Annotated in this window: 13 protein-coding genes; 2 read left to right on the top strand and 11 right to left on the bottom strand. The window is 58.7% G+C overall.

Features of this window, described 5'->3' with window-relative positions:
* Positions 1 to 49: 49 nt before the first annotated feature.
* On the bottom strand, positions 50 to 1,795 hold the full coding sequence (ggt, locus tag CKK19_RS07210) for a gamma-glutamyltransferase (protein ID WP_022649653.1): 1,746 nt from the start codon (positions 1,793 to 1,795) through the stop codon (positions 50 to 52).
* A 122-nt stretch (positions 1,796 to 1,917) separates the two neighbouring features.
* Between ggt and CKK19_RS07205 the strand changes: the two genes are divergently transcribed.
* Positions 1,918 to 2,289 carry a DUF2756 family protein gene (locus tag CKK19_RS07205; RefSeq protein WP_023298798.1) on the top strand — a complete coding sequence of 124 codons (372 nt, stop codon included), beginning with the start codon at positions 1,918 to 1,920 and terminating at the stop codon, positions 2,287 to 2,289.
* Here the strand turns inward: CKK19_RS07205 and ugpQ are convergent.
* The 10 genes from ugpQ to livK all read right to left on the bottom strand — a co-directional run bounded on the left by ugpQ (position 2,279) and on the right by livK (position 12,345).
* Positions 2,279 to 3,019, bottom strand: coding sequence for a glycerophosphodiester phosphodiesterase (gene ugpQ / locus CKK19_RS07200; protein WP_022649655.1), 741 nt, complete (start codon positions 3,017 to 3,019; stop codon positions 2,279 to 2,281). The two genes, CKK19_RS07205 and ugpQ, sit on opposite strands and share 11 nt — an antisense overlap.
* Positions 3,016 to 4,086, bottom strand: a complete 1,071-nt coding sequence (locus CKK19_RS07195) for a sn-glycerol-3-phosphate import ATP-binding protein UgpC (RefSeq protein WP_022649656.1) — start codon at positions 4,084 to 4,086, stop codon at positions 3,016 to 3,018. Before CKK19_RS07195 ends, ugpQ begins: the two co-directional genes overlap by 4 nt.
* A gap of 1 nt (position 4,087) precedes the next feature.
* Complete coding sequence (gene ugpE, locus CKK19_RS07190) at positions 4,088 to 4,933, bottom strand: sn-glycerol-3-phosphate ABC transporter permease UgpE (RefSeq protein ID WP_023298800.1); 846 nt, start codon at positions 4,931 to 4,933, stop codon at positions 4,088 to 4,090.
* Complete coding sequence (gene ugpA / locus CKK19_RS07185) at positions 4,930 to 5,817, bottom strand: sn-glycerol-3-phosphate ABC transporter permease UgpA (RefSeq protein WP_022649658.1); 888 nt, start codon at positions 5,815 to 5,817, stop codon at positions 4,930 to 4,932. Before ugpA ends, ugpE begins: the two co-directional genes overlap by 4 nt.
* A gap of 129 nt (positions 5,818 to 5,946) precedes the next feature.
* Positions 5,947 to 7,263 carry a sn-glycerol-3-phosphate ABC transporter substrate-binding protein UgpB gene (ugpB, locus tag CKK19_RS07180; protein ID WP_022649659.1) on the bottom strand — a complete coding sequence of 439 codons (1,317 nt, stop codon included), beginning with the start codon at positions 7,261 to 7,263 and terminating at the stop codon, positions 5,947 to 5,949.
* 246 nt (positions 7,264 to 7,509) lie between these two features.
* On the bottom strand, positions 7,510 to 8,223 hold the full coding sequence (livF, locus tag CKK19_RS07175; RefSeq protein WP_023298801.1) for a high-affinity branched-chain amino acid ABC transporter ATP-binding protein LivF: 714 nt from the start codon (positions 8,221 to 8,223) through the stop codon (positions 7,510 to 7,512).
* Position 8,224: 1 nt separating this feature from the next.
* Positions 8,225 to 8,992, bottom strand: coding sequence for a high-affinity branched-chain amino acid ABC transporter ATP-binding protein LivG (gene livG, locus CKK19_RS07170; RefSeq protein WP_022649661.1), 768 nt, complete (start codon positions 8,990 to 8,992; stop codon positions 8,225 to 8,227).
* Positions 8,989 to 10,266, bottom strand: a complete 1,278-nt coding sequence (locus tag CKK19_RS07165) for a high-affinity branched-chain amino acid ABC transporter permease LivM (RefSeq protein WP_063853831.1) — start codon at positions 10,264 to 10,266, stop codon at positions 8,989 to 8,991. Before CKK19_RS07165 ends, livG begins: the two co-directional genes overlap by 4 nt.
* Positions 10,263 to 11,189: a high-affinity branched-chain amino acid ABC transporter permease LivH gene (gene livH / locus CKK19_RS07160; RefSeq protein ID WP_022649662.1), complete on the bottom strand. Its 927-nt coding sequence runs from the start codon at positions 11,187 to 11,189 to the stop codon at positions 10,263 to 10,265. The genes CKK19_RS07165 and livH overlap by 4 nt, the downstream gene beginning before the upstream one ends.
* 46 nt (positions 11,190 to 11,235) lie before the next feature.
* Positions 11,236 to 12,345: a high-affinity branched-chain amino acid ABC transporter substrate-binding protein LivK gene (livK, locus tag CKK19_RS07155; protein ID WP_022649663.1), complete on the bottom strand. Its 1,110-nt coding sequence runs from the start codon at positions 12,343 to 12,345 to the stop codon at positions 11,236 to 11,238.
* Between the two features lie 424 nt (positions 12,346 to 12,769).
* Here livK and panM point away from each other — a divergent pair, with 424 nt between their 5' ends.
* Positions 12,770 to 13,153, top strand: coding sequence for an aspartate 1-decarboxylase autocleavage activator PanM (gene panM, locus CKK19_RS07150; protein ID WP_022649664.1), 384 nt, complete (start codon positions 12,770 to 12,772; stop codon positions 13,151 to 13,153).
* The last annotated feature ends 150 nt before the right edge of the window (positions 13,154 to 13,303 follow it).

Genomic DNA, 13,303 nt, shown 5'->3' with positions numbered 1-13,303 from the left:
GTGCAATCCCCTCTCCCCTATGGGGAGAGGGTTAGGGTGAGGGGAGCCCTCAATACCCCGCCGTTAAATCATCCACCGACCGCGGATCCGACGCGCCAAACAGTGCCCCGTCCGGCCCGACCATAATGCTCTGGGTGCTGCCCATCGCCTCCTTCACCGCCACCTTCTGCCCGCGCTGCTCAAGCAGCTTGAGGGTATCCGGGCTAAAGCCCTTCTCCACGCGCAACTCGTCCGGCAGCCACTGGTGATGGAAACGCGGCGCATTGGTCGCTTCGGCGACGTTCATCCCAAAGTCGATGCTGTTCACTACCATTTGCAACACGGTGGTGATAATCCGGCTCCCGCCCGGGCTGCCGGTCACCAGCCAGGTTTTGCCGTCTTTCACCACGATGGTGGGCGACATGGACGACAGCGGGCGCTTCTTCGGCCCGACCGCATTTGCATCGCCGCCGACCAGCCCGTAGACGTTCGGCACGCCCGGCTTGGCCGAGAAATCATCCATCTCGTTGTTCAGCAAAATACCGCTACTGCCCGCCACAATCCCGGTGCCGAAGGTGGTGTTAAGCGTGTAGGTCACCGCCACCGCGTTTCCGTCTTTGTCCACGACCGAGAAGTGGGTGGTCTGGTTACTTTCATACGGCGCCAGCTTGCCCGGGCGGATCTCGCTGGACGGTTTAGCCTTGTTGATGTCGATCTCATCGGCAATCGATTTGGCATAGGCTTTGTTGGTCAGCGCCTGCCACGGCACCTTCACGAAGTCCGGATCGCCAAGGTATTCCGAGCGGTCCGCGTAGGCGCGCTTTTCCGCCTCCGCCATCACCTGCATGGCATCGGCACTACCGAAGCCGAACTTGTGCATATCGAAGTTTTCCAGAATATTGAGGATCTGCACAATGTGAATGCCCCCGGAGGACGGCGGCGGCATGGAGAAGACTTCGTAGCCGCGATAGGTGCCGCTAATCGGCTCGCGCTCCACCGCCTTATATTCCGCCAGATCCGCTTTGGTGATCAGCCCGCCGTTCTTCTGCATCTCATCGGCAATCTGATCGGCAATCGGCCCCTTATAGAAGGCGTCCGGACCGTTTTCGGCAATCAGTTCGAGACTTTTTGCGAGGTTCTTCTGCACCAGCTTATCGCCCTTCTTCAGCGGCTCGCCGTCTTTCCAGAAGATAGCCTTGCTGTTTTCATGATTGGGAATAACTTCGCTGCCGTAGGTTTTGAGGTCGTCCGCCAGCGCGTCGTTGACGACGAAGCCGTCTCGCGCCAGCCTGATGGCAGGCTGCACCACTTTATTCAGCGGCAGCGTGCCGTATTTTTCCAGCGCCAGCGAGAACCCCGCAACGGTGCCCGGCGTGCCGGAGGCAAGGTGCGAGGTCAGGGATTTTTTACTGTCCGGATTGCCCTGATCGTCGAGGAACATATCGCGGGAGGCCTGATTCGGTGCCATCTCACGGAAGTCGATGGCCGTAGTTTTACCGTCTTTCGTGCGCAGCATCATAAACCCGCCGCCGCCCAGGTTCCCCGCCTGTGGATGCGTCACCGCCAGCGCGTACCCCACCGCGACCGCCGCATCCACCGCGTTTCCGCCCTGTTTAAGAATATCGACGCCCACCTGAGTTGCCAGCGCGTCAACCGAGGCCACCATGCCATGCGTCGCCCGCACGGGATGAAAAACATCCTCCTCCACGCCGTAAGAGACCGGAGGAGCGGCGGGCGGGTTGGCCGCCACGGTAAATGTGCCGCCTGCCATCAGCGCAGCGATGGCGACCCAGCGCAAAAAGGTTGGTTTCATCATTATTGTTCTCCAGGTGAAGGGGCCTATATTCCCCGCTTAAGCCTGGTTCACAACTCTTAAAAAATCATCGTTATGTCGGAATCAGGATAAACTTAAGAGAAGCCTCAAAGGAGGAGATAACCATGAAACGATTACCGATCCTGATAGCGCTGCTTCCGTTCGCCGCGCTCGCACAGCCGATAAACACGCTGAACAACCCGAACCAGCAGGGCTATGTCATTCCGAGCCAGCAGCGTATGCAGACGGAGATGATGAGCCAGCAACAGCAGCAGAAAGGGATGCTTAATCAGCAGTTAAAGACGCAGACTCAGGTGCAGCAGCAGCACCTGCAAAACCAGATGAACGCTAATACCCAGCGCGTGCAGCAGGGCCAGATGCGCGAGCAGCCGCTGTCAAACTCAAACGGTGGGATGTTAGGGGGCGGGGTGTCGCAAAGCAGCGGTCAGCAGCATATGCTGCCGACCCAGCAGAACGGCAGTATGCTTAATAAATAAAGTTCGGCCCGATCTGGTCAATCGCATCGGTACAGATGCTGTCCACGCCCCAGCGCAGCAGCTCGGCTGCACGCTGGGGTTTGTTGACGGTGTAGACCAGGATATGCAGACCGGCCTCTTTTAACAGCATCACGCGCGCTTCATCCAGCAGCTTATGGTTGAGGTGGATCGACACGCAACCTAAGCGGGCAGTCAGCGCGCGCCAGTCTTCTCGCCACTCATCCAGCAGCAGCCCGCGCGGCAACTCTGGTACGGCCGCCTGTGCCGCTTCCAGCGCGTCGATGTCAAACGACGACAGCAGCGGTACCGTCATCCCTTCCCACAGCTCACGCGCGGCCAGCGCGATGACTTTGCCCGTCAGCGGCCCGGTGCCGGTGGTCGGTTTGATTTCGATGTTAGCCATCATGCCGTGCTGGCGGCAGCGGTCCGCCACTTCCGCCAGCAGCGGCAGCGGTTCACCTTTGAATTCCCCGCTGAACCAGCTTCCGGCGTCCACCTTCAGCAGATCGCGCCACGGCAGTTCGCCCGCCACGCCCCAGCCGTTGCTGGTGCGTTCAAGGTTGTCGTCATGCAGCAGGAAAATTTCGCCGTCCTTCGACAGCTTGGCATCGAACTCGATCATCGTGTGGCCGTAGCGCGCGCCAGCGTCAATTGCCGCCAGGGTGTTTTCCGGCGCCAGTTTACCGCCGCCACGGTGGGCGACAATGTGGGGGTAAGGCCAGTTGCTCATACTCGTTGTCCTGTTTCACCGTCAAATAAGTGCAGGTGATTTTCCGGCATATGCAGCCACAGCGTGCTGCCTGCCTTCGGGCGCTCCTGATGCGGCAGGCGCACCACCAGCTTTTGTTCGCCCCAGCGTCCGTGCGCCAGGTTGTCTGCGCCCAGCATCTCCAGCGTGTCCATCACCAGCGGCACGCCGCCGTCCGCCTGAGACGTCAAACCAATATGCTCCGGGCGGATACCGAGCGTCATCTTACGCCCGGCGTAGCCACGATAGTACCAGTTGATCGGCAACGCCATCCCGCTTTCCAGCTCAAAATGGGTTCCTGCAGCATTGATCCGCCCGTCCAGCAGGTTCATCGCCGGGCTGCCGATAAAACTCGCCACAAAACGGCTGGCCGGTTTTTCGTAGACTTCCACCGGGGTGCCAATCTGCTCGGCGATGCCTTTGTTCATCACCATCACGCGCTGGGCGAGAGTCATGGCCTCTACCTGATCGTGGGTCACGTAGAGGGACGTGGTTTTCAGGCGGCGATGCAGCTGCTGTAGCTCAAGGCGCATCTGCACGCGCAGCTTGGCGTCGAGGTTTGACAGCGGTTCGTCGAACAGAAAGACCGCCGGGTCGCGCACGATGGCGCGCCCCATCGCCACGCGCTGACGCTGGCCGCCGGAAAGCTCGCGCGGGCGGCGCTTGAGCAGGCCGTCCAGCTCCAGAATGCGCGCGGCTTCTTTCACGCGCTCCTCGATATGGCCTTTGCCCATGCCGCGAATTTTCAGCCCCCAGGCCATGTTCTCTTCCACGCTCATGTGCGGATAGAGGGCGTAGTTCTGGAACACCATCGCGATGCCGCGATCTTTGGGTTCCATCTCGGTAACGCGCTGGCGGTCAATCCAGATATCCCCGGACGTCACGCGTTCCAGCCCCGCCACCATGCGCAGCAGCGTGGATTTCCCACAGCCGGACGGGCCGACCATGACGATAAATTCCCCGTCCGCCACGTCGAGCGTCAGCGGCTGAATGACCTGGGTTTTGCCGTCCCAGCTTTTGGTTACTGCCTGTAATTTTAAACCTGCCATCTTATTTCTCACTGTCCACTAAACCACGCACAAACGCACGCTGCATGGCTAAAACGATAACGACCGGGGGGATAAGGGTGAGCAGCATCGCCGCCATTACCTGGTTCCAGAGGGTGGTGCCTTCGCCGGTGGCGATCATGCCTTTGATGCCCGCCACGGCGGTGCCGAGGTTGACGTCCTGAACGATCAGCAGCGGCCACAGGTACTGGTTCCAGCCGTAGATAAAGGTGATCACAAACAGCGCCGCAAGGTTGGTTTTCGACAGCGGCAGCACGATGTCGCGGAAGAAGCGCATCGGCGAGGCGCCGTCAATACGCGCGGCTTCAATCAGCTCATCCGGCAGGGTCATAAAGAACTGGCGGAACAGGAAGGTGGCGGTCGCCGAGGCCATCAGCGGCAGGGTTAAGCCCGCGTAGCTGTCGAGCATCTTCAGGTTGGCGATCACTTCCACCGTCGGGAAGATACGCACCTCCACCGGCAGCATCAGAGTGATAAAAATCATCCAGAAAAACAGGTTACGCAGCGGAAAGCGGAACCAGACGATGGCGAAGGCCGAAAGCATCGACACCGTGATTTTGCCGACGGTGATGCCGAACGCCATGATGAAACTGTTGAGCATCATCAGCCAGAACGGCGCGCTGTTGGCCCCCACGCCCTGGGTCCAGATAGTTTTCATGTTCTCGAAAAGATGCCCGCCGGGGACGAGCGTCATCGGCGTGTCGAACACCGCTTTGGTGTCCAGCGTGGCGGCGACGAAGGCCACGTACAGCGGAAACAGGATGACGAGGATGCCCAGGATCAGCAGGGTATGGCTGAAAATCGTCAGCCCGCGACGGTTCTCAATCATTGGTAGCGCACCTTACTTTCAACATAGCGGAACTGCACCACCGTCAGGATGATGACGAGGAACATCAGCACCACGGACTGGGCGGCAGAGGCAGAGAGATCAAGCCCGGCAAAGCCTTCGCGGTAAATTTTATAAATCAGCGTGGTCGTCGCCTGTACCGGACCGCCCGCAGTGGCGGCGTCGATCACCGGGAAGGTGTCGAAGAAGGCGTACACCAGGTTTACCACCAGCAGGAAGAAACTCACCGGGGCGATCAGCGGCAGCGACAGTTTGAAGAAGCGACGAACGGGCCCTGCGCCGTCAATCGCGGCGGCCTCCACCAGCGAACGCGGGATAGACTGTAGCGCGGCGAAGAAAAACAGGAAGTTGTAGCTGATCTGCTTCCACACCGAGGCGAACACCACCAGGAACATGGCCTGACCGCTGTTCTGGGCGTGGTTCCAGTCATAGCCAAACTCGCCCAGGAAGTGGGTAATCAGCCCGCGCCCCGGGTTAAACAGGAAGATCCACAGCACGGCGGCCACGGCGGGAGCCACAGCGTAAGGCAGCAGCATCAGGGTCTGATACAGACGGCTGCCGCGCACTACGTAATCCACCAGCGCGGCGAAGAACAGCGACGCGACAAGACCGCTGACGGTGACCAGCGCGCTGAATTTGATCGTCGTCCAGAAGGAGTCCAGGTAGTAGCTGTCATGGAACAGCGCGGTAAAGTTGTCCAGCCCGACAAACTGGCTGGAAAGCCCGAACGGATCGACGCTTTGTACCGAGTACCACAGCGCTTCGCCCGCAGGCCAGATAAAGAAGATAACGGTGATGACCAGCTGCGGCGCGACCAGCAGGTACGGCAGCCAGCGGGAACGGAACACCGGACGGGATGATGACATAGGTTAGCTCAAGTAGGTTTTCGCCCCTCACCCCGGCCCTCTCCCCATAGGGGCGAGGGAGAAAAGACGGCTCCGTGCAGTCCCCTCTCCCCTATGGGGAGAGGGTTAGGGTGAGGGGTAAGATTTTAATTACGATTTCGTCGACTGCTCAAAGCGGCGTAACAGTTGGTTGCCGCGCTCTACCGCTGAATCCAGCGCCTGCTGAGGCGTTTTCTTCCCGGTCCAGACGCTTTCCAGCTCTTCATCAACGATGGTGCGGATCTGTGGCATGTTGCCCAGACGCAGGCCTTTGGTGAACGGCAACGGCGGCTTGTTCAGCATCTGACGCGTCGCGATGTCCGCGCCCGGGTTCTTGCTGTAGAAGCCCTGCTCCCGGGTCAGGTCGTACGCGGCTTTGGTGATCGGCAGGTAGCCGGTCTTCTGGTGCCACTCGGCGGCGTTTTCCGGCTTCGCCAGGAAGTCGAGGAACTCGGCCACGCCTTTGTAGGTGCCGTTGTCTTTACCCTGCATCACCCACAGGCTCGCCCCGCCGATGATGGCGTTCTGCGGCGCGCCTTTTACATCAGCGTCGTACGGCATCATGCCCACGCCGTAGTTGAATTTGGCGTAGTGACGAATGTCCGCCAGCGAACCGGAAGACGCGGTAGTAATGGCGCAGTCACCGTTGTAGAACTTCTCGGTGGATTCGTCTTTGCGCCCGAAATAGCTGAAGTCGCCCTTCTTGTTCAGATCGGCCAGCAGCGCGATGTGCTTCACCTGTTCCGGCTTGTTAAATTCCAGAACCGCGTCGGTGCCATCGAAGCCGTTGTTTTTGGTGGCAACCGGCAGGCCGTGCCAGGCGCTGAAGTTTTCAATCTGGATCCAGCCCTGCCAGCCGCTGGCGTAGCCGCACTTCATCCCCGCCGCTTTCAGCTTCGCGGTGTACTCCGCCAGATCCTGCCAGGTTTTTGGCGGCTGTTCCGGATCTAAACCGGCTTTTTTGAAGGCATCTTTGTTGTAGTACAGCACCGGCGTGGAGCTGTTAAACGGCTGAGACAGCAGGTGGCCGGTTTTAGAATCGGTGTAATAACCAGAAACGGTCGGCACGAACTGGGATTCGTCAAAGTTGATGCCCGCGTCTTTGAACACTTCATAGACCGGCTTGATGGCTTTGGAGGCCATCATGGTCGCGGTGCCGACTTCATAAACCTGTAACAGGGCTGGCGCATTGCCGGTACGGAAGGCGGCGATGCCCGCGCTCAGGCTCTGCTCGTAGTTGCCTTTGTACACCGGCACAATTTTGTAATCCGGGTGGGTGTCGTTGAAACGTTGCGCCAGGGAGTCAACCTCTTTACCCAACTCCCCTTCCATAGAATGCCAGAACGGAATGGTGGTCACAGCCATTGCGTTCGTCGCAAAAGCCAGACCGATTGCCAGACCCAAAGCTGTGTGTCGTAACGATGTCATTGTCATCTCTCTTATTATGCCGGATGCGCGATATCACGCGTTTTGTGCTCGCGAGGTAACATGACATGCTCGAATGACAGAAAAATAACTGTTTGTTTACAGATAGGTGACAGCCAGGCGTCAGAGGGATGATGGTTGTGTGAAGGGGTTAATATGAAAAAAAGCCGGGTGGCGGCTTCGCCTTACCCGGCCTACATGGTATCCGTAGGCCCGGTAAGCGCAGCGCCACCGGGCGATACAGACGGCTTAGCCGCCCAAATACGCGCTCCGCACCGCTTCGTTCGCCAGCAGCGCATCGCCGGTATCGGAGAGCACCACGCGGCCGTTCTCCAGCACGTAGCCACGGTCAGCGAGCTTCAGCGCCTGGTTGGCGTTCTGCTCGACGAGGAAGATGGTCATCCCCTCTTTGCGCAACTGCTCGATGGTGTCGAAAATCTGCTGAATGATGATAGGCGCCAGCCCGAGCGACGGTTCATCCAGCAGCAGCAGACGCGGCTGGCTCATCAGCGCGCGGCCAATCGCCAGCATCTGTTGCTCCCCGCCGGACATGGTGCCCGCGCGCTGAATTCGCCGCTCCCACAGGCGCGGGAAGAGTTCGTATACCCATTTGATGCGGGTCTGGTATTCATCCCGGTGGGCGAAGAAACCGCCCATCGCCAGGTTCTCTTCGACCGTCATGCGCGAGAACACGCGACGCCCTTCCGGGACGATCGCTACCGCTTCACGCATAATTTTAGCCGTCTGCCAGTCGGTAATATCTTTGCCGTCAAACACAATCCGCCCGCTGGTGGCGCGCGGATCGCCGCACAGGGTGCCGAGCAGCGTGGTTTTCCCCGCGCCGTTGGCGCCAATCAGGGTGACGATCTCGCCCTGATTGATATGCAGGCTGACGTCGTGCAGCGCCTGGATCTTGCCGTAGTGCGCATTGACCTTGTCGAACGTTAACATCGCTTTTTCCATCTTATGCCTCACCAAGGTATGCGCGGATCACGTCCGGGTTGCTGCGGATCTCTTCCGGCGTGCCGTTTGCCAGCGGCGTGCCCTGGTTAACCACGTAGATACGGTCCGAAATGCCCATCACCAGCTTCATGTCATGCTCAATCAGCAGGATGGTGGTGTCGTGATGATCGCGAAGCTCGGCAATCAGCTCGTCCAGCTCTTTGGTCTCTTTCGGGTTGAGGCCCGCCGCCGGTTCGTCGAGCATCAGGATCTCCGGCTGGGTCACCATGCAGCGCACGATCTCAAGGCGACGCTGGTCACCGTAGGCGAGGTTGCTCGCCTGACGGTTGGCGTGCTGGAGCAGGCCGATACGGTCGAGCCAGGTGGCGGCGCGATCGAGCGCCTCCTCCTGCGCGCGGCGGAAGGCCGGGGTTTTCAGCAGGCCGGAAAAGAGGCCGGTTTTGAGTTGCTGATGTTGCGCCACCAGCAGGTTCTCAATCACCGTCATCTCACGGAACAGACGCACGTGCTGGAAGGTACGCACCACGCCCATGCGGGCAATCTGCTGGCCCGGTAGCCCTTCGAGGTGCTGGTCGCGCAGCATGATGGTGCCACCTGTCGGCTTGTAAAAACCGGTCAGGCAGTTGAAGACTGTGGTTTTCCCTGCGCCGTTCGGGCCAATCAGGGAGACAATCTCTTTCTTATGCAGATCCAGATTCACGTTGTTGACCGCCAGCAGGCCACCAAAACGCATCATCAGACCGTTAACGGATAATAATGGCTGACTCATGCCTGCTCTCCTTTCGCTTCTGCGCTCTTAAGCTTCAGCTGTGGACGCGTCATCGGCAGCAGGCCCTGCGGACGCCAGATCATCATCAGCACCATCAAGCCACCCAGCATCAGCATGCTGTATTCGTTAAAGTCGCGCATCAGCTCGCGCGAGACCACCAGCAGGATGGCCGCGAGGATCACGGCGAACTGGGAACCCATCCCGCCGAGCACCACAATCGCCAGCACGAAGGCCGATTCGGCAAAGGTGAACGATTCCGGGCTGACGAAGCCCTGACGCGCGGCAAACAGCGTTCCGGCGAAACCGGCAAACGCGGCGCTGATGGTAAACGCGGTCAGCTTGATACGGGTCGGATTCAGGCCCAGGGAACGGCAGGCGATCTCATCCTCACGCAGCGCTTCCCATGCGCGGCCCAGCGGCATGCGCAGCAGACGGTTGATCACAAACAGGGTAATCACCACCAGCAGCAGCGCCACCAGGTAGAGCCAGATCACGCGGTCGGACGGGTCGTATTTGATGCCAAAGAAGTTGCTGAAGGTATCCCAGCCGCCTTCGCGGGCAGTACGGCTGAACTCCAGGCCGAAGAAGGTCGGTTTCGGGATCTGGCTGATGCCGTTCGGACCGCCGGTCACTTCGGTATTGTTGAGCAGCAGGATACGGACGATTTCACCGAAGCCTAAGGTCACAATCGCCAGGTAGTCACCGCGCAGGCGCAGCACCGGGAAGCCGAGCAGGAAGCCCGCGGCGGCAGAGACCAGCCCCGCCAGCGGCAAACAGGTCCAGAAGCCGAGGCCGTAATAATGGTTCAGCAGCGCGAAGGTGTACGCGCCGATGGCGTAGAACCCGCCGTAGCCCAGCACCAGCAGGCCAGACAGCCCCACCACCACGTTCAGACCCAGCCCCAGAATCACGTAGATCATGGTCAGGGTGGCAATATCCACCGTCCCGCGCGATACCATAAACGGCCACGCCACGGCAGCCACCAGCAGCGCCACAAGGAACAGCTTCTGTTTCACGGTTGTACCGTCGATCGCCGGAAGGATGAATTTCGGCCCGGAGACGTTCTTCAGCGTCTTCTGGAACAGCGGACGCAGCAGCTGGAACAGGAACACCACGCCAGTACCGATAAACACCCACTGCCAGCGGATATCGGGGGCGGTATCCACCACCAGCTTCGTGCCGTCCAGCCCTAACTGAACGCCCATAAAGACGCCCGCCAGGACGAAGAACATGGCGGCAGAAAGCAGCGCCATCGCAAAATGCATCGGTTTCATACTTTCTCTACCTCCGGACGGCCCAGAATACCGGTAGGCATCACCAGCAGAACCAGAATCAGCAGGGCAAACGACACCACATCTTTATATTCGGTGCTCAGGTACGCCGAGGAGAGCGCTTCGGCCACGCCCAAAATCAGGCCGCCAATCATCGCGCCCGGAATGCTGCCGATACCGCCCAGTACCGCGGCAGTGAAGGCTTTCATCCCGGCCATAAAGCCGATGTACGGGTTGATTACGCCGTAGAACTGGCCGAGCAACACGCCCGCCACCGCCGCCATCGCTGCACCGATCACGAAGGTCAGGGCAATCACGCGGTCGGTGTTGATCCCGAGCAAGCTCGCCATCTTCAGGTCTTCCGCGCAGGCGCGGCAGGCGCGTCCCATGCGGGAGTAGCGGATGAAAACGGTCAGGGCCAGCATCGCCAGGAAGGTCACAATCCAGATAACCAGCTGCATGGTGGTGACAGAGGCAGAGAAGTTTTCGCTGGCCCCCACAATCCACTGGCCGTTAAACAGGCTTGGCAGCGCCACGTCACGCGAACCTTCTGTCAGGCTGACGTAGTTTTGCAGGAAGATGGACATACCGATGGCGGAGATCAGCGCAATAAGGCGCTTGGAGCTGCGCACCGGCCGGTAGGCCACCCGTTCGATGCTCCAGCCGTAGGCGCTGGCAATCACAATCGCGCCGACAAACCCGGCGGCCACCAGCAACCAGCTGCTATCGATGCCCATCATCATCAACGCGGCGATGATCATAAAGGAGACGTAGCTACCGATCATGTACACCTCGCCGTGGGCGAAGTTGATCATGCCGATAATGCCGTAAACCATCGTGTAGCCGATGGCGATCAGCGCGTAGGTGCTTCCCAGCGTGACGCCGTTAAACATCTGCTGCAAAAAGTAGAGAAACTGCTCGGACATATGCAAACCTTTTTATATCCGCCCGGTAAACCGGGCGGTGGGATTATTATTTGGCGACCGAGGACGAACCGTCGGCGTGCCACTTAAAGACACCAAATTCAAATCCCTTCAGATCGCCTTTCTCATCCCAGTTCAGCGGCCCAATCACGGTGTTCGCCCCGTGTGCTTTTAAATCTTTCACCAGATCCAGCGGCTCTTTGCTGCCGGTGCGATCCATGGCCGTGGCCAGCGACTGCACGGCCGCGTAGGTGATCCAGACGTATGGGCCACTCGGATCTTTCTTCTGTGCCTTGAGCGCATCCACGATAGCTTTATTCGCCGGATCCTGGTCATAGCGTTTTGGCATCGTCACCAGCATGCCTTCGGCAGAATCGCCCGCGATGTTCGACAGGGAGGCATTACCGACGCCCTCAGGCCCCATAAACTGGGTTTTCAGACCGGTGGCGCGCGCCTGGCGCAACATCTGCCCCATTTCCGGGTAGTAGCCGCCGTAGTAAACGAAGTCGATATTCTCTTTTTGCAGGCGGGCGATCAGCGCGGAGAAGTCTTTCTCACCGGCGGTAATGCCGTCGAAGAAGACGATATTCGCCCCGCCTTTTTTCAGGCCGTCCTGTACGGAGCGCGCCAGGCCTTCACCGTACTGCTGTTTGTCATGAATGATGGCAATGCGCTGTGGCTTAACGGTTTCGAGGATGTATTTGGCGGCGGTTGGCCCCTGCGAGGAGTCCAGACCGGCGGTACGCATAATGTGCTGGTAACCGCGCTGGGTCAGTTCCGGGTTGGTGGCGCCCGGGGTGATCATCAGGATGCCTTCGTCTTCGTAGATATCAGACGCAGGCTGCGTGGAGGAGGAACACAGGTGCCCGATGACGTACTGGATACCGTCGTTAACGATTTTGTTGGCGACCGCGACGGCCTGTTTTGGATCGCAGGCGTCGTCATACTCTACGCCCACCAGCTTGTCGCCTTTGATGCCGCCTTTAGCATTGATATCTTTGATGGCCTGACGCGCGCCGTTGAACTCCATATCGCCCCACTGGGCAACGGGGCCGGACATCGCACCCACTACCGCAACTTTAATGTCGTCTGCCATAGCGGCATGCGAGATCGACAGTGCGACCATCCCCGCGATTAACGTCTTCGCGTTCCTTTTCATCTCAGAATCCCCATTCGTGAAGTGATGTTTATATTTTGTTTTATTATGGTTAAAAAGCATTCTGTACTTTTAATGAACAACGCTATTTTTACCAGTGCCTTTAATGGCTTAGCGCAGGTTTTTAACAAAAACCAGACTAATATCTCTATTTTTCAGTCGATTAAGCAAAGATAATATTCTGAAATCAGACGGAGATAAACAAATAAAAGCGCAGTTTGCAGCATAAAATAACGGTACAAAGCGCCGAATAAATCACTACCATTCAGGTTAAAATTCTGCTTATTTTTCGATCCATGTGTTTTCAAACTGCCCATCGCGTTGCCAAAAAACTAATCACCTGGTAAATGGGAAGAAAAAGAGAAAGTGCCTGAGCAATTAAATTGAGTACACTGGCCGTACTCTTTTTGATTTGGACAAGCAGCTAATGAAACTGACTATCGTGCGTCTGGTGACCTTTAGCGACCAGGATCATATCGACCTGGGCAAGATCTGGCCGGAATATTCCTCTTCATCGCTGGCCGTCGATGAGAACCACCGCATCTATGCCGCGCGCTTTAACGAGCGCCTGCTGGCCGCCGTCCGCGTAACGCTGAGCGGCACGGAAGGGGCGCTGGACTCCCTGCGCGTGCGCGACGTGACCCGTCGTCGCGGGGTCGGGCAGTATTTGATTGAAGAGGTGATCCGCGAAAACCCGAGCGTGACCTCCTGGTGGATGGCCGACGTGGGCGTAGAGGATCGCGGCGTAATGGCGGCGTTTATGCAGGCGTTAGGGTTTACGGCGCAGGCGAACGGGTGGGAGAAGCGCTAAAAGAAAGCCGGGTGGCGGCTGCGAGGTGCTCATTGTAGGCCCGGTAAGCGAAGCGCCACCGGGCAAAAGCGGGGCTGTGCGGCCTGATGCCCTCACCCCGGCCCTCTCCCACGGGGAGAGGGAGAAAACATTAAAAAAGGCAACTTACGT

It is taken from the genome of Enterobacter sp. CCUG 70166 (genome assembly GCF_020224095.1).
Taxonomy (GTDB): Bacteria; Pseudomonadota; Gammaproteobacteria; order Enterobacterales; family Enterobacteriaceae; genus Enterobacter; species Enterobacter intestinihominis.
This window is presented reverse-complemented; position numbering and strand designations above follow the sequence as displayed.